Source organism: Aliamphritea spongicola, assembly GCF_017051665.1.
GTDB lineage: Bacteria > Pseudomonadota > Gammaproteobacteria > Pseudomonadales > Balneatricaceae > Amphritea > Amphritea spongicola.
The window spans coordinates 50,098-71,794 of the sequence record NZ_JAFIDL010000008.1 but is presented as its reverse complement, the minus strand read 5'-3'; the positions used below and the strand labels follow the sequence as shown (position 1 = coordinate 71,794).

The following is a 21,697-nucleotide window of genomic DNA, read 5'->3' as shown; positions in this document are numbered from 1 at the left end:
CCGGCTCAGGCCAGTACCGCCACACTCTTGATCTGAGCATATACCTGGCTACCCGGATGCAGGTTCAGCTCAGCTGCTGATTTGCGGGTAATCCTCGCCAGAATCAAATCATTCCCTATCCGTAACCGCACCGTTACCTGCGCGGTACTGGTTTCCGCCAGCGCTTCCACCTGCGCAGGGAAGATGTTCAGAATACTGGTATCACTCTGCCGGTTCAGGGTCAGGCTGACATCCCGGGCCTGAATCTGCAGACGGGCCCGCTGGCCCTGTGGCATGCGCTCCCCGGCTACTGCAAAACGGCCACCGGAAAACACCAAATAGCTCAGGTCGTAAGCACCGTCCCGGCCTGCCACCACCGCCTCAATGACAGTTTCCGCATCCGGCCCCTGAGCCAGCGGCATATCCAGGCTGGTAAATACCGTTTCCAGCGGGCCTTCAGCAACCGCACGGCCGGCCTGCATCATCACCAGATGGTCCGCCAGACGGGCCACTTCATCCCGGGAGTGACTCACGTACAGTAAAGGAATATCCAGCTGCTGATGGAGGTTTTCCAGATAGGGCAGAATTTCCTGCTTACGGGCATCATCCAGCGCCGCCATGGGTTCATCCAGTAACAGCACCTGCGGGCTTACCGCCAGTGCCCGGGCAATGGCCACCCGCTGCTGCTCACCGCCGGATAACTGATAAGGCTGACGTTTCAGCAGATGACCGATCCCCAGCAGCTCAACAGCCGCATCCAGCGAAATGGTTTTATCACCGTCAGGCTTACTGCGCTTCAGGCCAAATTCGATATTCTTCTGCACACTCAGGTGCTCAAACAGGCTGGGTTCCTGAAACACATAGCCGATCGGCCGTTTGTGCACCGCCAGCCGGGTACGGCTGTCCTGCCAGACCTGATCATTCACCCGCAGCTCACCCTGTGCCTGCGGCTCCAGCCCGGCGACTGCCCGTAACAAAGTTGTTTTACCGCAACCTGAAGGCCCGAAAATGGCCGTAACGCCTTTGGCAGGTAGCTGCAGATCCACATCCAGATCAAACTCACCGCGGCTCAGCTGAAAACGCGCCTGAATACTCATAAGCGCACCACCATAAAACGACGGTTCAAGGCATACACGGCCATCAGCATGACAAATGACAGGGCCAGCAAACCACCGGACAACCAGTGGGCCTGACCGTACTCCAGCGCTTCAACATGGTCATAAATAGCGATAGAAACCACCTGGGTTTCGCCGGGAATATTACCGCCAATCATCAGCACCACACCGAACTCACCCAGAGTATGGGCAAAGCCAAGCACTGCGGCGGTCAGAAACCCCGGCCGTGCCAGCGGTACTGCCACACTAAAGAAGCGGTCCAGCGGCGCCGCCCGTAAGGTAGCTGCCACTTCCATCGGCCGGCAACCAATGGCCCGGAAGGCGTTCTGCAGTGGCTGCACCACAAAGGGCAGGGAATAAAATACCGAACCGATCACCAGCCCGGTAAAGCTGAAAGGTAGCGGATCACCTCCCATGGATTTCACCAGACTGCCCACCGGACCATCCGGGGCCAGCGCCAGCAACAGATAAAAACCCAGTACGGTGGGCGGTAATACCAGCGGCAGGGCGACAACCGCTTCTATGAGGAATTTGTAACGCCAGCGGCTGCGGGCCAGCCACCAGGCAAAAGGCGTTCCGACCAACAGCAGAATCAGGGTGGTCACCCCCGCCAGCTGTAAGGTAATCAGTAACGCATCAAGGTCTTGTTGAGTCAGCATTATTGGCCATCATCTGTGGCACTGTCATAACCGAAACGGCTGATGATCTCAGTGCCTGCCGGGCTTTGCACAAACTGCATAAACTGCTGTGCGGCCGGCGTATCTTTAAGTAATACCGCCTGCTGGCGGATCGGTGTATAGCTGTTCTGGTCCGGTAACCACTGGGAGCCGCCGGCATCCGGTAAGGCTTTCAGCTGTGAATAGGCAACAAACCCCAGCTGGGCATTACCACTGCGGACAAACTGAAACGTCTGGCCGATGTTCTCCCCCCGCACTGCACGGCTTCGCAACCCGGGCCATACCCCCGCCTGCTCCATCACCTCCTGTGCTGCACGGCCATAAGGCGCCAGCTTAGGGTTGGCCATCGCCAGATGACGAAATGCTTCGGATTGCAGCACCTGTCCCTGTGGATCAATCAGGCTGGCATCCGGGCTCCACAGCACCAGCTTGCCGGTAGCATAGGTAAAACGGCTGCCAGGCACCGCAATACCTTCTTTCTCGAGCAGTTGCGGCCGCTTGGTATCCGCCGCAAAAAACACATCAAAAGGCGCGCCGTGTTTAATCTGCGCGTAGTGTTTACCGGTGGAACCGAAAATCAGCTTGGTGCTATGACCACTGTCCGCCGTAAAGCGTTCCGCCAATGCTTCCATTGCAGCAATAAAATTACTCGCCACAGCAATACGGACTTCCGCCGCGCCGGCATTTGCCGCCAGCAGCAGACTGCATCCCAGAAACACACTTCGCAGCAGCACTTTCATTGTCATTCACGCCTATTTGAACAGATATCCGTCATCTTACAGTTATGACGATTTTATAGCAGATCGGGCCAGCCAGTGGCAGCAGAATTGCCCCGCAACCGGGGCACATTGATAACTCAGATCAGATTTACCGCAAAATCAGAACGACGGCGGTGTGTGAGCACTGACAATCCGGCACTGTTTATTGGTTTTATTACGGAAACGGTGGGGAATTTTTGTCTGGAAGTTATAGCTGTCACCCTGCTCCAGATTGAAGACTTCACCGCCAACGGTCAGCTCAATCTTCCCTTCAATCACCGTACCGGCTTCTTCGCCTTCATGCTCCATCAGTTCAGTACCGGTATCCGCACCCGGCTCGTAACATTCGATGAAGAATGCCAGGGTCCGTTTGTTATCCGGATTACCCACCAGCTTCCAGTGGATATCATCGGTGCCCATATCGATCAGTTCATCAGGGCGATAAACCACCTGCCGTTTGGCTTCAATATCGGCGGTAAAAAACTCAGTGACCGTCATCGGAATGCCGCTGAGAATTTTCTTCAGCGAGGCCACAGACGGGCTGACCGCATTACGCTCGATCATCGAAATAGTGCTGTTAGTTAAGCCAACACGTTTCGCCAGCTCGCGCTGGGAAAGCCCATAAATCTGGCGGATTTTTTTTAACCGGTCACCTACTTCCACGCATTTACCTTTCGTTGACAGCTCGTTTGAGCAGCATTGTATCAGCAGACGGCACACGAATGCAGACCCACATACGCCGTGCCGTCCCAAAGCATGACGCTTAACGCAGCTTTTCCAGCATGCCGTAGTACCACATCCCTGCGGCCATCATCTGGCCACTGACCCATTCACCAAATGGCAAACGGATATGGCTGATGTCGGCAAAGACATCAAACTTCTCCATGGATCCGGCAACCGCATCCCCCATAATTTCCGCAATGATGTGGGTTAGGCCGATGCCGTGGCCGGAATATCCTTGCGCGTAATAGACGTTATCCGACAGCTTACCCAGCTGCGGAATCCGGTTGACCACAATGCCCATCATGCCACTCCAGGCATATTCGATCTCCACACCTTTTAAGCGGGGGAAGGTCTTTTCAATGCCTGGGCGCAGCTCCGCACGGATATCCCGGGACTCCCGGCCGGAATAGTTTGCGCCGCCGCCGAACATCAGCCGCTTGTCGGCGGTCAGGCGGTAATAATCCAGCACGAAACGGCAGTCATACACCGCCAAATCTTTCGGGTTTATCTGGCTGGCGACCTCGTCCCCCAAGGGTTTGGTCACCACGTTGCCACCGCAGGCTGGAATGATCATGCCTTTCATCTTCATTCCCCCGAGACGGTGGTAGGCATTGCCCGCCAGAATCACCGACTTGGCGGTCACCTTACCCTGTTCCGTAATCACCGCCGGCGTTGCACCGTGCTGAATATCCAGCACCTTTGAATTTTCAAAAATCAGCGCCCCCATAGACTCGGCCGCCCGGGCCTCGCCGATACACAGGTTCAGGGAATGCAGGTGCATATTGCGAGTATTCAGCACCCCGCCGTGGTAAATATCGGTTTCCAGATAGTCAGGAATCTGTGCGGCTGACAGCAGGGTGACATCATCCCCCATGCCCCGCTCCACCGCTTCGTTATAACTTTCTTCCAGTTCCTGCATATGAGAAGGCTTATAGGCAGTGTGCAGATGCCCGTGCTTAAGGTCACACTGGATACCGTATTTTTCCACCCGGGACTTAATGATTTCATGGCCCCGCCAGCGCAGGTTCCAGACAAAGTCTTCCCCCGCCTTACCCATTTTCGGTACCAGTTGTTTCAGCAAAGCTTTGTCACCGGACAGCGACCCGGTGACCTGACCACCGTTGCGGCCGGTTGCTCCCCAGCCAATTTTATTCGCTTCAATAATGGCCACTTTGTAGCCTTTTTCCGCCAGCTCAACCGCGGTTGCCACACCGGTAAATCCGCCTCCGACGATCGCCACATCCACCTGATGCTCACCTTCCAACCGGGGATAGTCGGTGGTCCCGTTCAGGGAATTCGCGTAGTAATTATCACAGTATTGCGCCTGCATCTGCTCTCTCCGAAGTAACGTGTTATAGCCGGCTGAAGTGAATTTTGCACAATCTTCTGCCCGGCACGCCATGAACAGAAAACAACAAAAAAGGCCTATTTAAGCCCTGCAAAAAACAGTGATCTATCTAAAAAAACTTACTAACACATTGATTAAATTAAGATTTACAGAAAAATCACCTTTAAAAACAGCCACACCAAGTGATCATTTTTTTGATCATATTATGGATATAAAGGCCTTTAGACAATAGTATTGTAAAAAATATGATCAATTTTCTCTTGACTCATACCCACCAAAAACCTAATTTAATACCCAGTTGAACATTATATTGATCACTTGCATAAAACCCGACGCACTTAATAACAGGTTTCCGGGCCACGCAGTACAAAAACAAAAAGGCATCCCATGTCCGAGCAATCACAGAATCACAGTCACCAACACCCTGCCACCGCCGCCCTGCTGGATAAGCACCCTGAAATTAAAGCTGTGGATTTACTCATCAGCGATCTGAACGGCGTCACCCGGGGCAAGCGCATTGAATGCAGTGCACTGGACCATGCAATGGAAGACGGCGTTAGTCTGCCGGCCTCCCTGTTTTCACTGGATATCACCGGTAAAACGGTAGAAGACTGTGGGCTGGGCCTGCATATCGGCGAACCGGACAGGCTGTGCCTGCTCAACCCTGAGAGCCTGACACTGGCACCCTGGCAGCGCCGCCCGACCGCTCAGGCACTGATGAGCATGTACGAGCCGGATGGCCAGCCTTACTTTGCCGACCCCCGCCACGTGCTGAGCAACATCACCAAACGCCTGACGGATATGGGGCTGACCCCGGTGGTTGCAGTAGAGCTGGAGTTTTATCTGGTTGATCCCAAGCGTGATAGCAAGGGCTTCCCCCTGCCACCGATCTCTCCCCGTACCGGCCAGCGTGAAGAACACACCCAGGTGTACTCAGTAAACATTCTTGATGAATACAGCGAATTCCTTGAAGACATCGCCAACTACACCGCCGCGCAGAATATTCCGGCGGATACCGCCGTGGCCGAATATGCGCCGGGCCAGTTCGAAATCAACCTCAAGCATCAGGATGATCCGCTGGCAGCCTGCGATAACGCCATCCTGCTCAAGCGGGTGATTAAAGCCGTCGCCGAAAAACACGGTATGGAAGCTTCATTCATGGCCAAGCCATACGAAGAGGAAGCCGGCAGCGGCACCCATATTCACGTCAGTCTGGTGGATGAAGCGGGTAACAATGTACTGGCCGAAGAAGGCCGAGAGTACAGCCAGACAATGGAACATGCCATCGCCGGCCTGCTGGAATTCATGCCAGCCTCCATGGCGTTTTTCTGTCCGAACGTAAACTCCTACCGCCGCATGCGCCCGGAATATTACGTGCCAATGGCCCCTAACTGGGGTGTGGATAACCGCACCACATCACTGCGGATTCCTGCCAGCGGCAACAGCGCCAAACGGATTGAGCACCGGGTTTCCGGCGCGGATGCCAACCCTTATCTGGTCATGGCATCCATTCTGGCCGGTATTCACTACGGCGTGAGCCAGGCTCAGGCGCCGGCGAAACCGCGCATCGAAGGCAACGCCTTTGCTCAGGACGGTGTCGGCCTGCCAACCCGGATGCATGACGCCCTGCAACAGATGCAGGACAGCAACCTGCTACGCGAATACTTCACCCCGGAATTTCTGGATTTATACATTGTTTGCAAACGCGAAGAATTGTCTGAGTTTGAGCGTCATGTCACGGCGCTCGAAAGCCAGTGGTTTCTGACCACGGTGTAATTACCTTAACCGGCCCGCGGTACCTCACCGCGGCAACCGGATGTTAAACAACAATAAAAACGAGGTTACACAAAATGATCGACGTTTCCGCTTCCCGTACTACTCTGGCCGCCGCTGTTGCCCTGAGCACCGCACTGGCCATGCCGGCATCCGCCAGCGAAGAAAGCCTGAAGTTCTACAACTGGTCGGACTACATTGCCGGTGACACCATCGACAACTTCCAGAAAGAAGCAGGCTTTGATGTTACCTACGACGTATTCGACAGTAATGAAGTACTGGAAGCCAAGCTGATGGCCGGCGGTTCAGGTTTTGACCTGGTCGTACCGGGTTCACAGTTTCTGGGACGTCAGATCACCGCCGGGGTTTTCCAGCCACTGGATAAGTCCAAACTGACCAACTATGCCAACCTTGATGAAGGTCTAATGAAGGTGCTCACCGAAGTTGATCCGGAAAACAAATACGCCATTCCGTACCTGTGGGGCACCACCGGCATTGGTTATAACGTTGAGCAGGTTAAAGCCGCACTGGGTGAAGACGCCCCGGTGGACAGCCTGGATCTGGTATTCAAACCGGAAAACATGGAAAAGCTGGCCAAGTGTGGCGTAGCCTTTCTGGATGCACCGGGTGAAATCGTGCCGATTGCCCAGAACTATGTGGGTAAAAACCCGAACAGTTTTGATAAAAAGGATTACAGCAAAAACTCCGACGCCGGCAAGCTGCTGAAATCAGTCCGTCCGTATATCACCTACTTCCACTCCTCCCAGTACATCAACGATCTGGCCAACGGTGACATCTGCGTTGCCATCGGCTGGTCCGGTGACGTGCTGCAGGCCGCTGCCCGGGCGGAAGAAAGTAACAACGGTGTGAAAGTCGCCTACAGCATTCCGAAAGAAGGTACTGCGGTATGGTTCGATATGCTGGCCATCCCCGCTGACGCCAAAAACACCGACAAAGCCCACGAGATGCTGAACTATCTGCTGCGCCCTGAAGTAATTGCCGGTATTTCCAACTACGTGGCGTACGCTAACGCCAACAAGGCATCCACCAGCCTGATTGATGAAGCCATCGTTAACGATGAAACCATCTATCCGCCGGAAGATGTGAAGCAGAACCTGTTCTCACTGAAAGTACTGCCGAAGAAAATCGACCGGGTACTGACCCGTCTGTGGACGGATGTAAAAGCCAACCGCTGATCACCGTCGGTCACCGGCAGTACTGCTGCCGGTGACACCCGATGGATAAACCTTTGTCATGACCGTCATCGGCAGACATAACAAAGGTTTATCCATTAACCGTGAGAAGCTGGTACCGCGCAGGCCCAGAGCCCGCCGTGCCATTGTCATCAATAATTATAAGACGTCATCGGAGGCCTCCCCATGACACACGCGCAACGCATCGATACCGACGGCACTGAACAGCCGAATATCGCCCCTGTGGACCAGATACCTGCCTGGAAACAGGACGGCGCCCAGCCATTCCTGCGGATTGAAAACATCACCAAGAAGTTTGGTGACTTTACCGCCGTGGACAACATCTCGCTGGATATCTACAAGAACGAACTGTTCTGTCTGCTGGGCGGCTCCGGTTCCGGTAAGAGTACCCTGTTGCGCATGCTGGCCGGTTTTGAGACACCTACCTCCGGTAAGATCATCATCGACGGCGTGGACATGTCCGGCATTCAGCCGTGGAAGCGGCCAGTGAATATGATGTTTCAGTCTTACGCGCTGTTCCCGCACCTGAGCGTGGAAGAGAACGTGGCCTTTGGTCTGAAGCGTGAAGGGGTGCCCCGTGCAGAAGTGCGCGAGCGGGTTGCTCAGATGCTGGAACTGGTACAGATGGGCCACCTGAACAAGCGTAAACCGCATCAGCTATCCGGCGGTCAGCGTCAGCGGATCGCCCTGGCCCGTTCCCTGATCAAACAGCCAAAACTGTTATTGCTGGATGAGCCTCTGGGTGCGCTGGATAAAAAGCTCCGGGAAGAGACCCAGTTTGAGCTGATTAATATTCAGGAAAAACTCGGCGTAACTTTCGTGGTGGTGACCCACGACCAGGAAGAGGCCATGACCCTGTCGACCCGCATCGGCGTTATGGATCAGGGCAAGATCGTCCAGACCGCTGAACCTCACGACGTGTACGAATACCCGAACAGCCGCTTCGTGGCAGAGTTCATCGGTTCGGTGAACATGTTCGAAGGCAAGGTCATCGAAGATGAGCCGGACAGTGTGCGAATTCACTCCAAAGAAGCCGGCGGCGAGCTGTACGTGGATCACGGCATTAGCTGTGCGCCGAACCAGAAAGTCTTTGTGGCCCTGCGCCCGGAGAAGATCAAGGTCAGCCGCCGTAAGCCGGACCAGGACGTTAACTGCATTGTCGGCACCATCGAAGAAATCGCCTACATGGGCAGCATGTCCGTATTCCGCATTCGCCTGCCGAGCGGCAAAGAAGTGCGGGTTACCCAGCCAAACTTCTCCCGCAACATGGGCGAACGCTTCACCTGGGAAGATCAGGTCTACCTGTCCTGGAACGCTGACAGCAGCGTGGTACTGACCTCATGAACGCCCCGGTTTCCCTGAATATTCCCGGCCAGAAGCCGGCGTCAGGCATGGGGCGCCTGATTTATGCATTACGCCACCTGAGCATTGGCCGCTGGACGGTCATCTCCCTGCCAAGCCTGTGGCTGGCAATCTTCTTCTTTGTGCCGTTTCTGGTGGTGTTCAAAATCTCCCTGGCGGAACCGACCATTTCGATCCCGCCGTACAGCTCCCTGCTGGAGTGGGACCCGGAAGAGTCTTTCGCCACCCTGAAGCTGAACCTGGGCAACTACCTGTACCTGTTTGAAGATGCCTTCTATCTGGAGGCCTATTTAAGCTCGATCCGCATTGCGGCGGTGTCCACCTTCTTTACCCTGTTAGTGGCCTTCCCGATGGCGTACCTGATTGCCCGCAGCAAATCCACCACCCGGATTTTACTGCTGTCGCTGGTGATCCTGCCGTTCTGGACCTCCTTCCTGCTGCGGGTATACGCCTGGATGGGCTTCCTGAAAAAGAACGGTCTGATCAACGAATTCCTGATGACCTTCGGTCTGGTGGATCAGCCGCTGACCATGCTGCAGACCGACTTTGCGGTCTACATCGGCATTGTTTACACCTACCTGCCGTTCATGGTGTTGCCGCTCTATACCACGCTGGAAAAAATGGACCTGACGCTGCTGGAAGCGGCAGAAGATCTGGGTGGCCGCCCGCTGCAGAACTTCTTCCTCATTACCCTGCCACAGGCGATACCAGGCATCATCGCCGGCTGCTTACTGGTATTCATACCGGCGGTGGGTGAGTACGTGATACCGGCCCTGCTGGGCGGCTCCGACACCCTGATGATCGGTAAAGTGCTGTGGGACGAGTTCTTCCTCAACCGTGACTGGCCAATGGCGTCTGCCGTCGCGACTGTGATGCTGATCGTGCTGGTACTGCCGATCATGCTGATCCGAAACACTAATTCCGGGAAGGAGCTTGCCTGATGCAACAACGTAAATCGCTGTTCCTGAACACCAGCGCGACACTGGGCTTTATCTTCCTGTACGCACCGATCATTGCGCTGATCGTCTACAGTTTCAACAAATCCAAGCTGGTGACCGTGTGGGGCGGCTGGTCCCTGAAATGGTACACCGCGCTGTTCAGCAATGAACAGATCATGACCGCCGCCTGGCTGAGTCTGAAAGTCGCTTTCTTCAGTGCCACCATTGCGGTGGTGCTGGGCACCCTGGCGGGTTTCGTGCTGTCACGGATGGGCCGTTTCCCGGGCAAGCTGATTCTCTCCGGGTGGATCACCGCGCCGCTGGTGATGCCGGAAGTAATCACCGGTCTGTCCCTGTTGCTGCTGTTCGTGGCGATGGAAGGGGCCTTTGGCTGGCCGTCCGGCCGGGGCATCGGCACCATCATCATTGCCCACAGTACCTTCTGTCTGGCCTATGTAGCAGTGATCGTGCAGTCACGCTTATCGGCCATGGACGAATCGCTGGAAGAAGCGGCAATGGACCTGGGCGCCAAGCCCTTCAGCCTGTTCTTCCTGGTAACGCTGCCGCTAATCTCCCCAGCGATCATCTCCGGCTGGCTGCTGTCATTCACCCTGTCGCTGGATGATCTGGTCATCGCCAGCTTCGTTTCCGGCCCGGGTAACAGCACCCTGCCAATGGTGATCTTCTCCAAGGTACGTTTAGGGGTAACGCCGGAAGTGAATGCACTTGCCACCATCATGATCGGCATTGTGGCGATCGGTGTGATCGGTGCCATCTGGCAGATGCGCCGCCAGAACCGGATGCTGAACCGGATTGATTAATACAGTTAGCCGCCATTCCGGTCATCGCCGGACGGCGGCTAAAAACAGATCAGCGGTGGGGATAACACTGTTAACCCTTCCGCACTGATTATAAAATAACCACCATTATCAGGTGCGCTGAACACCGCACCGGAACAATTTGCAGTTAACTCTTCAGTAAAGGCTTTTTATGAAAGTTGGTATTCTCGCCGCCGGCATCACACCGGAGGAATTACAGGCTCAGTTCGGCACCTACGCCGATATGTTCGTTCAGCTGTTCAACACCGCTGAATATGACTTTGAGTATGATATTTATGACGTTCGCGAAGACGTATTCCCTGTCGGCCCGGAAGTGTGCGACAGCTGGATCATTACCGGCTCTAAATCCGGCGTCTACGAAAATCAGCAATGGATGCAGCGCCTGAAAACCCTGATCATGGAGATTCACCAACAGCAAAAACCGTTACTGGGCATCTGCTTTGGTCATCAGATTATTGCGGAAGCGTTTGGCGGCAAAGTCATTAAATATAACGGAGAATGGGGCCTGGGCCTGCAAACCTATCAACTGGTCAGCGACAGCCCGTATATTCCAGCAGAAGTAGCCGGTAAGCCGTTTACCATCAACGCAGTTCATCAGGATCAGGTGGTGGAGAAACCGGCCAGCGCCGAGGTGTTTGCCAGCTCTGATTTCTGCCAGTATGCCGGCCTGCTGTACGGTGACCGCATCATGACCTTCCAGGGCCACCCGGAATTCACCATGGAATTTGAAGATGCCCTGCTGCAGTTCCGTGACGGAGCTGGCATCCCCCACGAGCATGCACAAAAAGGACTGGAGTCACTGGCCGCTGAAAACGCCCGTATCGACTCTGCCGAAGTGTCCCACTGGATGGCCAACGTCCTGTTACAGCGCCCGGCAAACTGAGCCGGCCAGCCTCTCTGAAAACAAAAAGCCCGTGCAGTGCACGGGCTTTTCTTTATGCCTGACAGCCGGTTATTCAGACAGTGCAGCAATCTTATCCAGCAGTTCCTGCGGAACTTCCACGCCGTCACGTTCATGCTGTTCACGCAGAGACTGGCGGCGCTCGCCCGGGATACGGACATCGTTGTCATCAGTCAGCGCCGTAAACATGGTTTCCAGATGCTGCAGATAGCCTTCGCTGTAGAAGTCAGGGTTAAATGCAATGATGGTCTGGCCAACGTTTGGTGGGCCGCCGTCATTGGTAGAGAACATGGATGCTTCATAGGAGCAGTTACTGCCGGTCAGGGCACCGCCCAGCAGATCCACGATTAAGCCAATGCCAAACCCTTTCGGACCGCCTACCGGTAACTGAGCACCTTTCAGTGCGGCAGCTGCATCGGTGGTTGGATTACCATCAGCATCAATGGCATGTCCCAGTTCGATCGGTTCACCGGCATTGGCGGCTTTCACAATGTTCACCCGGGCAGTAGAGGCCGTCGCCATGTCCACGATCACCGGAGAGTGACCATCCCTTGGAGAACCAAAGGCAAACGGGTTGGTACCGAAGAAAGGTACCTTACCGCCGTGAGCGGCAACCGCTTTGGAGGAGTTAGCAAACATCAGAGAGACCAGGCCACGCTGTGCCAGACGTCGCACGAACCAGCCCAGTACACCGGCAGAGTATGACTGCTGGATTGCCAGCATACCTACACCCTCACGCAGGGTCGCTTCGATCAGCGCTTCTTCAGCATGCAGATACGCCGTATGACAGAAGCCATGACGGGCATTCACCAGCGTCGCTGCAGCACTCTGACGTACGATTTCAGGCTTGGCATCGCCGACTACCTTGCCGCATTTCAGATGATTCAGGTAGAGATGGATATACCCCAGACCCACGTTACGGATTCCTTCGGCTTCCGCATCCATCAGTTCAAGTGCCACCGCAGTAGCGTGTTTTTCGTTGGCACCACAACGGCGCAGTGCGTCATAACTCAGCTGACGAATCTCTTCCAGTGATAAAACCGGCATATATCTTCTCTCCTGTCATTCAATTCCGGGGCTCTGCATGTACCGGTACCCTGAACGCACACGGGATAAACCGGCTTAGCGCCGGTTTATCCCGTTGAATTCAGATACTCAGTGACCTGCAGAGAACATAATTTATACGCTTATTCTCCTGCTCCCTGACGTGAGCTTTCGCTGTTTTCAACCAGTACCGCATTGCCAATATCATTGATACTGGCCCACAGCTGAGCATCAATATGGATACCCTGATCCAGTGAGATCCGGCCGTTTTCTTCCAGCTGTTGCGGACTCAGTTCCAGCAGGCCTTTCCCCTGGCGCTGATTACGCAGGGATGAGGTCAGGTTCAGCTGGCGGGTGCAGAGTAATGTCAGGCTCTGATGCTCCACCGCTTCTCCCTGTGCTTCAGGGGACAGCTCTACCCGGGCATAATTCGGATAGCTGTCGCCGGCTCTGATGGCCGCAGTATGTTCGGTAATAACATCCGAACCATTCTGCCAGTAAGCCACCGCACTCAAGCCTCTGCGACCACAGTCCGCCAATGCTTTCATCACAAACATACGGTTGTGGCAGTTATGCAGTGTCAGGGTGGCAATACCCGCATGGCGGGCTTTAACCTGTACCAGATCCACAGCGGCAGCGACACAATTCAGGGCGCTGCGACCGGTACATTCCAGTACCAGGGAAGAAGCATCTTCATAGCTGATCTGGCTGCCGGGTTTTACCTGATCGGTTTCCAGAAACGGCAGTGAGCGGTACAGCTCATCCAGCCCTTTGCAGCCATGCTGTTCCAGCCAGACAATGGCATTGGCGGCATCTTCATACTGGCCAACGCTGTAACCGTTTGCTTCAAAGCAACGGCGCAACGCGGCACTCAGTTCATTCAGTGATACGTACATGGCAGCGTCCTAACGGTCAGTCTGTGGATTGGATTGCGGATTCAGCGGCATGAACCAGTCATCAGCAAACGGCTTGCCAATGTCTTCCAGTAACGGCGCGCCCTGGAACATGGTGTTTCGCACCCATAGCTTAGAACGGGGATCAAACTTACTGACCCCGAAGAATGCCAGCTTGGCCCGCAGCAGGTGCATTGGCAGCACTTCTTTATCCAGCAGGTTGGCGCGGATTTCTCCAAACAGTGTCTGACTCATCGCCTGAATACGGCGGACAATGCCGCGGGACTGCGGCTGCTGCAGTAAGAACTCTGCACAGGTTGCCTGTTCGTTATCAGCAAATGCCTGCAACTGGTCATAACACTGACGGACCAGATAACCGATCCCCAGAGGCATCTGCTTATCGGCACCGGGCTCCAGTGAACAGTCGCCTAACCGGGGTTCCATTTTCTCTTCAGAGCGGTACCAGAAGGTTTGCTTCGCTTCCGATTGTGAGAAGTCGATATCCAGCGCCCAGTCATAATGGGTTTCAATCAGTGACTTCAGCTCAGCAAGTGTCATTTGCGGATCCAGGTCCATACCTTCATTGGCACAGCAGTGGTTTTCCAGCTCATCGACCAGGGTCGGATACAGCTCAAGCAGTACAGATACCAGAAGCTCCTGTCCCTGCAGAGAGCAGTTTTCAGTACTCCATTGCAGCAGACTGTTCCAGTCAGTAATACCTTCCAGCATTTGCTGCTTCAGACGCTGCAGGTCATCCAGTAGCATCCGGTTATTATTTTCCTGCCATTCGTCTTCACAGAACACTTCACGGGTGTGCTGATCACAACGCTGCAGCAACGCACCAAAGCGGTCACGGACACTGCTGTCCGGCTCAGCCATGGCACAGATCCGGGCCAGCGCCAGTTCGCGCATTTCAACCCAGCGGTTAATCAGTAACGGATGGTTAATCAGGTACGGCGCCATCCCCAGGCCGGTAGAGTTACCGATACCGAAGTAGCGTTTGAGCCCCAACTCCATTGGTGTAAAGGTGTCCGGGCTGCGGGTTTTGGCAATGTGCTCCGCCTGTAACAGGCTGAAATTACGTAGCATGAAACAGACAAACATTTCAGCGCTGAACGGCCGGGCAAAGTCCAGCCAGTGGCTCTGCACTTTTTGCCAGTCAGCCATGCCCAGCTTGCCGCTGCCATACACAGCAGTGGTGCGGTAAAGGTAGCCAACTTTGGCAATTTTTGCGGCGTCCGGCTGTTCGCCACGGGCCAGCTGTTCAACCACATAGTCGAAGTTACGGGCACTGCGGTTCGCACGGGACAGCACAAATACCCGGCTGTCGACCCGGCCGGCTTCCTGTTTTGGCACGTTGTCACGCAGTTTCTGCAGGTAGCTTTCATCACCTGCTGCCACTTCAGCAGCCAGATCGCCGGCAACCAGTGCCATGGTCAGGTCCCACTTCGTGGCAATTACCCGGTCATTACGGTCTTCAGGGGATAAATAATCAGAGAAGAGTACGAAGCTGTAGCACCCCTGTGGTGCCTGGATACGGTAGATAACCCGGCCATAGCCCTGATCATCCAGCTCCATCAGCGCCGGTGTGATTTGCCAGCGTTCGCGCATAATGCGACGCACCAGCGAGCGCATAAAACTCAGCCGGCTCTGGTGCATTGCACCCAGACGCTCAAGTTGCATAACCTGCCCGGCGGGCCGGAGTGGCAGTGCATGGCTGCCGTATAGTGATGCCTGAATTGCTGCAGACCCTGTCATTGTCTTAACCTCATGGAACACCTCAGTCTCGTGGTTAGAGAACCTGCGAACCGACTTATACACACGTGTATACGGAAAAGACGGAGGCGCAGATCCCTCAGAGCAGCATAGAAAATTATGGTGCAGTACCCGGACCGGGCCGCTGATTATTATAGTTAGGGCCAGACATAATCACCGCGCATCGCTGGCATTATCCGAAGCTCCCTTACAAACCATAATCAGCGGATTTGGCTGCAGCATCAAATCAAAAGGTTATATCAAGCGATAAGCAAAACTTACTAAATTACCGAATATATTATTTTTACTAAGGATTTACAGGCTTCAGGGGGCTACCCGGTATGTCTGAGAAAAACAGCACCGGATACCATTTCCGGCCAGAATATACTTCGGCAGCTACTGAAATTCAGCCCTCACGGCAAACATTCGGCCTTAATGATTGCCGGGTTCACCTTCCTGATCGCTGCAACATTGCTGCAGTATAAATTTATAAAAGGCTTCGGCCGGGGGCGACAGTGAGCGGTTCGTCTGCTGCACCACCCCGATCCGGCGAATCACCTGCGGGGAATGCAGCGGTACAAAACTCAGGTCCGGATTGTTTTCAGGAAACGCATAGCGCGGCAGCGTGGTGATACCAAAGCCGGCATCCAGCATGGCCAGCAGGGAAATCATATTGGAGACATACAGCGGCGACTTATCCAGCAGGCCAGCGGCATCTGTGCCTTCCAGCAGCCGGGAGGTACCGTTGCCGATTAACCGGTAATTCTTCAGCACTTTCCAGTCGATACTTTCTTCACCGGCCAGCGGATGCCCTGCCGGACACACCACGCCCACTTCATCCTGCCAGATAGGGGTAAAGGTCAGGTTGGTGTACTGATCCGGTTTTAACAGGTTGGTCAGGCCAAAATCCACCTGCTGGTTTTCGATCATCCGGATCACTGCATCGGAGTTATCGTCAAAACAGCTGATGTGCAGATCAGGGGCCTGCGTCACAAAATCCTGCAACAGCGCCGGCAATACCCGGCTGGCGATTGAAGGCACCGATGCCAGCCGCAAATGTCCGGTGCGGTGCTTGGCCAGCAGCTCCATATCTTCGGCAACACGGTCATGATGACTGATCAGTTCTTTGGCCTTAGGCAGGAAATAATGCCCGAACGGTGTCAGTTCAGTCTTATTGGTCTTGGAATGATGCTTCTCAAACAGTGCTTCGCCAAGCTTATTTTCCAGATCGCGGATCGATAAGGAGATCGCCGGCTGGGTACGGTGCGCCCGCTCTGCAGCGGCATGAAAGCCTTTGAGTTCAGCCACCCAGATGAAGTGACGCAGCTGCGCAATCTTCAGATCTGCCAACATAATAAGAACTCCTTATCACAAAATATTATTTATTAATTTTTATTATTACAGCACGAGACCTATTATGGTTCCAACAGATTTTTATATTGCGCCCCTTATCTAACAGTTAAGCACAAGCAGTTAAGGACAGGCGCCACATCCCGATAGTCAGGAGATCAATATGTCAGATCAGGTATTCAACAACTACATCGCCGGTGAATGGCAGCCAGGCAACAACGGCAGCATTGCTAACATCAGCCCGGCAGATACCCGTGACGTTATTGGTCAGTACGCTCAGGCTGACAGCGCACAGACTGAAGCGGCTATCCAGGCGGCGATTGCCGGTCAGGAAGAGTGGGCTAAAAGCGGTCTGGAACAGCGTTACTCTGTACTGATGGCTATCGGTGACGAACTGATCGCCCGTAAAGACGAGCTGGGCAACATTCTGGCCCGTGAAGAGGGTAAAACCCTGGCTGAAGGTGCCGGTGAAGTTTACCGTTCCGGTCAGTTCTTCCATTACTACGCCGCTGAAGTGCTGCGCCAGATGGGTGAAACCGCAGAGTCCGTTCGTCCGGGCATTGAAATTGAAACCCGCCGCGAGCCGGTCGGTGTTGTCGGTATCATCACGCCATGGAACTTCCCAACAGCGACCGGTGCCTGGAAAATCGCTCCAGCACTGGCATTCGGTAACGCGGTTGTATGGAAACCTGCTAACCAGGTACCTGCATCTGCTTGGGCGCTGACTGAAATCATTTCCCGTCAGGGTCTGCCTGCCGGTACGTTCAACCTGGTCATGGGTCCGGGCAGCCAGGTCGGTGATGTCCTGATCAACTCCCGCGATGTAAACGCACTGACGTTCACCGGTTCTCTGGAAACTGGCCGTAAAGTTGCGTCTGCCACTGCCGGTAACCTGGTTAAGTGCCAGCTGGAAATGGGCAGCAAGAACGCCCTGATCGTTCTGGACGACGCTGATCTGGATAACGCGGTTGAATGTGCTGTAGGTGGTGCGTTCGGCGGTACCGGTCAGAAATGTACAGCCTCTTCCCGTCTGATCGTTACCGAAGGCATTCACGACCGTTTCGTAGAAGCGATGCAGGCCCGTATGGCTAAGCTGGTTGTGGGTCACCCGCTGAAGGAAGGCGTACACATCGGTGCAGTTGCGGATGCCCGTCAGCTGGAACAGAACGTTGAATATCTGGAGCTGGCCAAGAAAGAAGGCGCGACTCTGGTTTGCGGCGGTGAAGTATTCACTGAAACCTTCAACGGCGAAGAAGTTGAAGGTTATTACATGCAGCCTGCGCTGTTCACCAACACCACCAATGACATGACCATCAACCGTGAAGAAGCGTTCGCGCCACTGGCCTGTGTCATTAAGGTTAAAGATTACGAAGAAGCACTGGCGACCCTGAACGATACCAACTTCGGCCTGACCGGCGGTATCTGCACCCAGTCTCTGCAGTACGCAACGCACTTCAAGCGTAATGCCAAGACCGGTTGCGTAATGGTTAACCTGCCAACTGCCGGTACCGATTACCACGTACCGTTCGGTGGCCGTAAGGATTCAAGCTTTGGCCCGCGTGAGCAGGGTACCTATGCGAAAGAATTCTACACCGTGGTTAAAACCAGCTACATCCGCGCCTGAAGTCAGCCGCCTTTAATCAGTCATCAGGAGAGCTAAACATGCATCTGGATATACATCGCCAACAGATCGTCATCGATGGCCTGCAGTACTCCAACTGGAGCCGTGAGATTTTCGAACAGCTGCAAGCCGGCGGTGTCACTATGGTTCACGCCACCATCGTCTATCACGAACAGATTCGCGAAACCCTGTTACGAATCGGCGAATGGAACCGTATGTTCGAGCAGCACGGCGATCTGATTATGCCGGTTAAATCCGCTGACGATATCCGTCTGGCGAAACAGCTGGGGAAAGTCGGCATCATGTTCGGCGCGCAGAACTGCTCGCCGATCGAAGATGACATCAACATGGTTGCCATTATGCGTGAGCTGAATCTGATGATTATGCAGCTCACCTATAACAACCAGAGCCTGCTGGCCTGCGGTTGCTACGAAGCTGAAGACAGCGGTGTCACCCGCTTTGGCCGTCAGGTTATCGCGGAGATGAACCGGGTCGGCATGATCGTGGACATGAGCCACAGTGCTGAGCGCAGCACCCTGGAAGCCATTGAGATTTCCAGCCGACCAATCGTGATCTCCCACGCTAACCCGAACAGCTTCCATCCGGCTAAGCGGAATAAATCCGATACCGTTCTGAAAGCACTGGGTGAGTCCGGCGGCCTGCTGGGCTTCAGCCTGTACCCATTCCACCTGAAGAACGGTCCGGACTGCACACTGGAAGAATTCTGCGACATGGTTGCCCGTACCGCTGATCTGATGGGTGTCGATCAGATCGGTATCGGTACTGACCTTTGCCAGCAGCAGCCACTGGAAGTACTTGAGTGGATGCGTAACGGCCGCTGGTCCAAAGAAATGGATTACGGCGAAGGCTCAAAGAGCAATGCTGACTGGCCCCGTCCGCTGGAATGGTTCAAAGACAGCCGCGATTTCCCGAACCTGACAAAAGGCCTGTTAGACCGTGGCTTCAGCGAGCAGGACGTTGCCAAAGTAATGGGCCTGAACTGGTTAAACTTTTTTGATGAGGCACTGAAACCCGCATAATAATTATTGAATGTTATGCATGTTTTTTTAAATGAATATTTAATTAAAAACTGACAGAAATAATATTTTTGCCTGTATGTAAAATTGCTAATTATTTTCGCTTTTATGATATAGGCATTAAATAAACGCTGTTAGATTGAATGGTTAGTCTGGCGACTTAATTTATTTTTATTGGGTGTATAAAAATAAAAATGTTACCTGAAAAGGCAACCGACATTACGGTTTCCAGGCTAAGCATACCGCGCGCAAATGCGCTTATCACTGCGACAGGCATGCAGCTGACAAGGCGTTGAAGGCATTAACGGAACATACCTGTGCGGTATAAAAACGGTGCTGCTGAACAGAATACGAGCCTGCTCATATTTACGTAGCAGCAAAGTTAATATTTTAAGGAAAGGATCACCTTATACGCTCCCGTTAAGTACTCATAAAAATAACAACATGAGGTAATAACATGAAAACCCCACCGCCGTTTACGGATATAGAGGTAAAAACCTCTCCCGAAGGCTTTTATAAAGGTTACAGTTTACCTATTGCCATGCTCAGTAAAGTCTCTATGACATTACTGGTTCTCTGGGCACTGGTCTGGCCTGATAATGCCGGCTCTATGCTCTCTTCATTGAACGGTACTCTGCTGAATACCTTCAACTCCTTCTACATCGTTGTAGTTGGTCTGTTTGCTTTCTTCTGTTTTGCTGTTGCTGTCGTCCCTTCCTGGGGTAGCCGCCGGCTCGGTAAAGAAGGCGAAAAACCTGAATTCTCAAATTTCTCATGGTTCTCCATGATGTTCGGCGCAGGTCTGGGTGTTGGTCTGATGGTTTACTCCACCGCCGAGCCTATGGGTCTGTGGGGTTCTAACCCGGTTGTACTGGCGGGCGATGCGGTTGCGAACACCGCCGGTGCCGTTGAGTCCGGTATGCGTTATACCTTCCTGCACTACGGCTTCCACGCCTGGGCGATCTACGTGGTAACCGGTCTGTCTCTGGCTTACTACGCGTACACCCGTAACATGCCACTGACAATCCGTTCTGCGCTGACCCCTCTGCTGGGTCGCCACCTGAACGGCCCTGTTGGTCACCTGGTTGACGTACTGGGTGTTGTGGCAACCATTCTGGGTGTATCTGTAACCATCGGTTTCGGTATCAGCCAGCTGGTTGACGGTGTTTATGCCATTACCGGTATGGAATGGCTGATGAAAGATCTGGACACGAAACCGGCACCAAGCACTGTTGGTTTGCTGGCGGCTCTGATCACCATCATGGGCATGTCGATCATTTCTGCAGTATCCGGTGTGGGCCGCGGGGTAAAATACCTGTCTAACCTGAACCTGGTGCTGTCTCTGATCCTGTTGCTGACCTTTGTATTCTTCGGTTCATTCGGCTTCGCCATGACCACTTACGGTACAGCACTGGTTGATTACATCCTGAACTTCATTTCACTGTCGTTCGGCGCTTACGGCCCGACACCATACGACAGCTTTGTTGCGTCTCTGCCTGAAGTTGCGCGCTCTCTGCCACCTGCTGATCTGCAGGCGATTCATGCAACCGGCCCATGGGGTAACTTCGAATCCTTCAAGGCTGGCCTGCCGGCTGCCCTGCAGGCAACCGATAACTTCGACGCTACTGCTGCGGCAATGTGGGAAGTAACTGAAGAAGGTCGTCAGTTTGGCTGGCAGTCTGCCTGGACCACTTTCTACTGGGCATGGTGGATTGCATTCTCACCATTCGTAGGTCTGTTCCTGGCTCGTATCTCTAAAGGCCGTACTATCCGTGAATTCGTTCTGGGTGCGGTAATTGCGCCGGCACTGGTATGTTTCGCCTGGATGACTATCCTGGGCGGTACTGCAATCGATCTGGAACTGTCCGGCGTAGCTGAAGGCAGCATCATCGGTGCATCTGCTACCGCTAAGCTGTTCGCGACTCTGGCACTGATGATTGATGGCGGCCTGCTGTCTGCAATCACCATCATGTGTGTGGTTCTGATCATGACCTTCCTGGTTACCTCTGCTGACTCCGGTATTCTGGTAATGAACACCATCATGTCCGGTGGTGCTCAGGAAACCGGTCACCTGCACCGCATCATCTGGGGTGTTTTGCTGACACTGGTAATTGCTACCCTGCTGATCGCCGGCGGCGGTGGTATGGATGCCCTGAAGAACGCAATGATCATCGGCGCACTGCCGTTCACCATGATCATGTTCCTGATGTGTCTGGCAATGATCAAAGCACTGATCCGTGACGACATCCGCGATAAAGAAGGTCTGGGCGCTGAACCATCAGCCACCACGACTAACTAAACCGCTGTAATAAAAAAGCCCCCGTCAGGTAACTGACGGGGGCTTTTTTATGTGCATTTCATTATCACCCA

18 protein-coding genes are annotated in these 21,697 nt (G+C 54.0%); 9 read left to right on the top strand and 9 right to left on the bottom strand.

All coding sequences use genetic code 11. The annotated features are described in order from the left end of the window. Positions 1-5: 5 nt before the first annotated feature. From modC to JYB63_RS19025, 5 genes are all read right to left on the bottom strand, one after another. Positions 6-1,076, bottom strand: coding sequence for a molybdenum ABC transporter ATP-binding protein (modC, locus tag JYB63_RS19045; RefSeq protein ID WP_205659512.1), 1,071 nt, complete (start codon positions 1,074-1,076; stop codon positions 6-8). After that, on the bottom strand, positions 1,073-1,753 hold the full coding sequence (gene modB, locus JYB63_RS19040; RefSeq protein ID WP_205659511.1) for a molybdate ABC transporter permease subunit: 681 nt from the start codon (positions 1,751-1,753) through the stop codon (positions 1,073-1,075). The genes modC and modB overlap by 4 nt, the downstream gene beginning before the upstream one ends. After that, the gene (gene modA / locus JYB63_RS19035; RefSeq protein WP_205659510.1) at positions 1,753-2,517 is read right to left on the bottom strand and encodes a molybdate ABC transporter substrate-binding protein; all 765 of its coding nucleotides are present in this window, start codon (positions 2,515-2,517) and stop codon (positions 1,753-1,755) included. Before modA ends, modB begins: the two co-directional genes overlap by 1 nt. A gap of 132 nt (positions 2,518-2,649) precedes the next feature. Next, positions 2,650-3,192 carry a cupin domain-containing protein gene (locus tag JYB63_RS19030; protein WP_205659509.1) on the bottom strand — a complete coding sequence of 181 codons (543 nt, stop codon included), beginning with the start codon at positions 3,190-3,192 and terminating at the stop codon, positions 2,650-2,652. 100 nt (positions 3,193-3,292) lie between these two features. Next, positions 3,293-4,582, bottom strand: a complete 1,290-nt coding sequence (locus tag JYB63_RS19025) for an NAD(P)/FAD-dependent oxidoreductase (protein WP_205659508.1) — start codon at positions 4,580-4,582, stop codon at positions 3,293-3,295. 405 nt (positions 4,583-4,987) lie between these two features. Between JYB63_RS19025 and JYB63_RS19020 the strand changes: the two genes are divergently transcribed. From JYB63_RS19020 to JYB63_RS18995, 6 genes are all read left to right on the top strand, one after another. Next, positions 4,988-6,376, top strand: coding sequence for a glutamine synthetase family protein (locus JYB63_RS19020; protein ID WP_205659507.1), 1,389 nt, complete (start codon positions 4,988-4,990; stop codon positions 6,374-6,376). A 74-nt stretch (positions 6,377-6,450) separates the two neighbouring features. After that, complete coding sequence (locus tag JYB63_RS19015) at positions 6,451-7,569, top strand: extracellular solute-binding protein (protein WP_205659506.1); 1,119 nt, start codon at positions 6,451-6,453, stop codon at positions 7,567-7,569. Between the two features lie 183 nt (positions 7,570-7,752). After that, a complete protein-coding gene (locus tag JYB63_RS19010) occupies positions 7,753-8,931 on the top strand; it encodes an ABC transporter ATP-binding protein (RefSeq protein WP_205659505.1) in 1,179 nt (392 codons plus the stop codon). Between the two features lie 47 nt (positions 8,932-8,978). Next, positions 8,979-9,890, top strand: a complete 912-nt coding sequence (locus JYB63_RS19005) for an ABC transporter permease subunit (RefSeq protein WP_205658396.1) — start codon at positions 8,979-8,981, stop codon at positions 9,888-9,890. Further along, positions 9,890-10,708 (top strand): ABC transporter permease subunit, encoded by an 819-nt coding sequence (locus JYB63_RS19000; RefSeq protein ID WP_205658230.1) that lies wholly within the window; start codon positions 9,890-9,892, stop codon positions 10,706-10,708. Before JYB63_RS19005 ends, JYB63_RS19000 begins: the two co-directional genes overlap by 1 nt. Positions 10,709-10,877: 169 nt before the next feature. After that, positions 10,878-11,609 carry a glutamine amidotransferase-related protein gene (locus JYB63_RS18995; protein ID WP_205659504.1) on the top strand — a complete coding sequence of 244 codons (732 nt, stop codon included), beginning with the start codon at positions 10,878-10,880 and terminating at the stop codon, positions 11,607-11,609. A 69-nt stretch (positions 11,610-11,678) separates the two neighbouring features. Here JYB63_RS18995 and JYB63_RS18990 read toward each other — a convergent pair whose 3' ends face one another. The 4 genes from JYB63_RS18990 to JYB63_RS18975 form a co-directional block, all read right to left on the bottom strand. Continuing rightward, a complete protein-coding gene (locus JYB63_RS18990; RefSeq protein WP_205659503.1) occupies positions 11,679-12,674 on the bottom strand; it encodes an Ldh family oxidoreductase in 996 nt (331 codons plus the stop codon). Between the two features lie 140 nt (positions 12,675-12,814). Next, entirely contained in the window at positions 12,815-13,567 is a 753-nt protein-coding gene (locus JYB63_RS18985; RefSeq protein ID WP_205659502.1) for a DUF3726 domain-containing protein, read from the bottom strand. A gap of 9 nt (positions 13,568-13,576) precedes the next feature. Next, a complete protein-coding gene (locus tag JYB63_RS18980) occupies positions 13,577-15,322 on the bottom strand; it encodes a hypothetical protein (protein WP_205659501.1) in 1,746 nt (581 codons plus the stop codon). A gap of 429 nt (positions 15,323-15,751) precedes the next feature. Further along, entirely contained in the window at positions 15,752-16,672 is a 921-nt protein-coding gene (locus JYB63_RS18975) for a LysR family transcriptional regulator (RefSeq protein WP_205659500.1), read from the bottom strand. A 160-nt stretch (positions 16,673-16,832) separates the two neighbouring features. Here JYB63_RS18975 and JYB63_RS18970 point away from each other — a divergent pair, with 160 nt between their 5' ends. The 3 genes from JYB63_RS18970 (at position 16,833) to JYB63_RS18960 (ending at position 21,626) form a co-directional block, all read left to right on the top strand. Then, complete coding sequence (locus JYB63_RS18970; protein ID WP_205659499.1) at positions 16,833-18,293, top strand: aldehyde dehydrogenase family protein; 1,461 nt, start codon at positions 16,833-16,835, stop codon at positions 18,291-18,293. A gap of 38 nt (positions 18,294-18,331) precedes the next feature. Continuing rightward, positions 18,332-19,330, top strand: coding sequence for a dipeptidase (locus JYB63_RS18965; protein WP_207758417.1), 999 nt, complete (start codon positions 18,332-18,334; stop codon positions 19,328-19,330). A 454-nt stretch (positions 19,331-19,784) separates the two neighbouring features. Continuing rightward, on the top strand, positions 19,785-21,626 hold the full coding sequence (locus tag JYB63_RS18960) for a BCCT family transporter (protein ID WP_205659498.1): 1,842 nt from the start codon (positions 19,785-19,787) through the stop codon (positions 21,624-21,626). The last annotated feature ends 71 nt before the right edge of the window (positions 21,627-21,697 follow it).

Bases quoted from the DNA above. Each gene is read 5' to 3' on its own strand.
- JYB63_RS19000 (WP_205658230.1), top strand. From the start codon at position 9,890: ATGCAACAACGTAAATCGCTGTTCCTGAACACCAGCGCGACACTGGGC.
- modA (WP_205659510.1), bottom strand. From the start codon at position 2,517: ATGACAATGAAAGTGCTGCTGCGAAGTGTGTTTCTGGGATGCAGTCTG.
- JYB63_RS18990 (WP_205659503.1), bottom strand. From the start codon at position 12,674: ATGCCGGTTTTATCACTGGAAGAGATTCGTCAGCTGAGTTATGACGCA.
- JYB63_RS18965 (WP_207758417.1), top strand. From the start codon at position 18,332: ATGCATCTGGATATACATCGCCAACAGATCGTCATCGATGGCCTGCAG.
- JYB63_RS18960 (WP_205659498.1), top strand. From the start codon at position 19,785: ATGAAAACCCCACCGCCGTTTACGGATATAGAGGTAAAAACCTCTCCC.
- JYB63_RS19020 (WP_205659507.1), top strand. From the start codon at position 4,988: ATGTCCGAGCAATCACAGAATCACAGTCACCAACACCCTGCCACCGCC.
- JYB63_RS19015 (WP_205659506.1), top strand. From the start codon at position 6,451: ATGATCGACGTTTCCGCTTCCCGTACTACTCTGGCCGCCGCTGTTGCC.
- JYB63_RS18980 (WP_205659501.1), bottom strand. From the start codon at position 15,322: ATGACAGGGTCTGCAGCAATTCAGGCATCACTATACGGCAGCCATGCA.
- JYB63_RS18970 (WP_205659499.1), top strand. From the start codon at position 16,833: ATGTCAGATCAGGTATTCAACAACTACATCGCCGGTGAATGGCAGCCA.
- JYB63_RS19005 (WP_205658396.1), top strand. From the start codon at position 8,979: ATGGGGCGCCTGATTTATGCATTACGCCACCTGAGCATTGGCCGCTGG.
- JYB63_RS19025 (WP_205659508.1), bottom strand. From the start codon at position 4,582: ATGCAGGCGCAATACTGTGATAATTACTACGCGAATTCCCTGAACGGG.
- JYB63_RS19010 (WP_205659505.1), top strand. From the start codon at position 7,753: ATGACACACGCGCAACGCATCGATACCGACGGCACTGAACAGCCGAAT.
- JYB63_RS18995 (WP_205659504.1), top strand. From the start codon at position 10,878: ATGAAAGTTGGTATTCTCGCCGCCGGCATCACACCGGAGGAATTACAG.
- modC (WP_205659512.1), bottom strand. From the start codon at position 1,076: ATGAGTATTCAGGCGCGTTTTCAGCTGAGCCGCGGTGAGTTTGATCTG.
- modB (WP_205659511.1), bottom strand. From the start codon at position 1,753: ATGCTGACTCAACAAGACCTTGATGCGTTACTGATTACCTTACAGCTG.
- JYB63_RS18985 (WP_205659502.1), bottom strand. From the start codon at position 13,567: ATGTACGTATCACTGAATGAACTGAGTGCCGCGTTGCGCCGTTGCTTT.
- JYB63_RS18975 (WP_205659500.1), bottom strand. From the start codon at position 16,672: ATGTTGGCAGATCTGAAGATTGCGCAGCTGCGTCACTTCATCTGGGTG.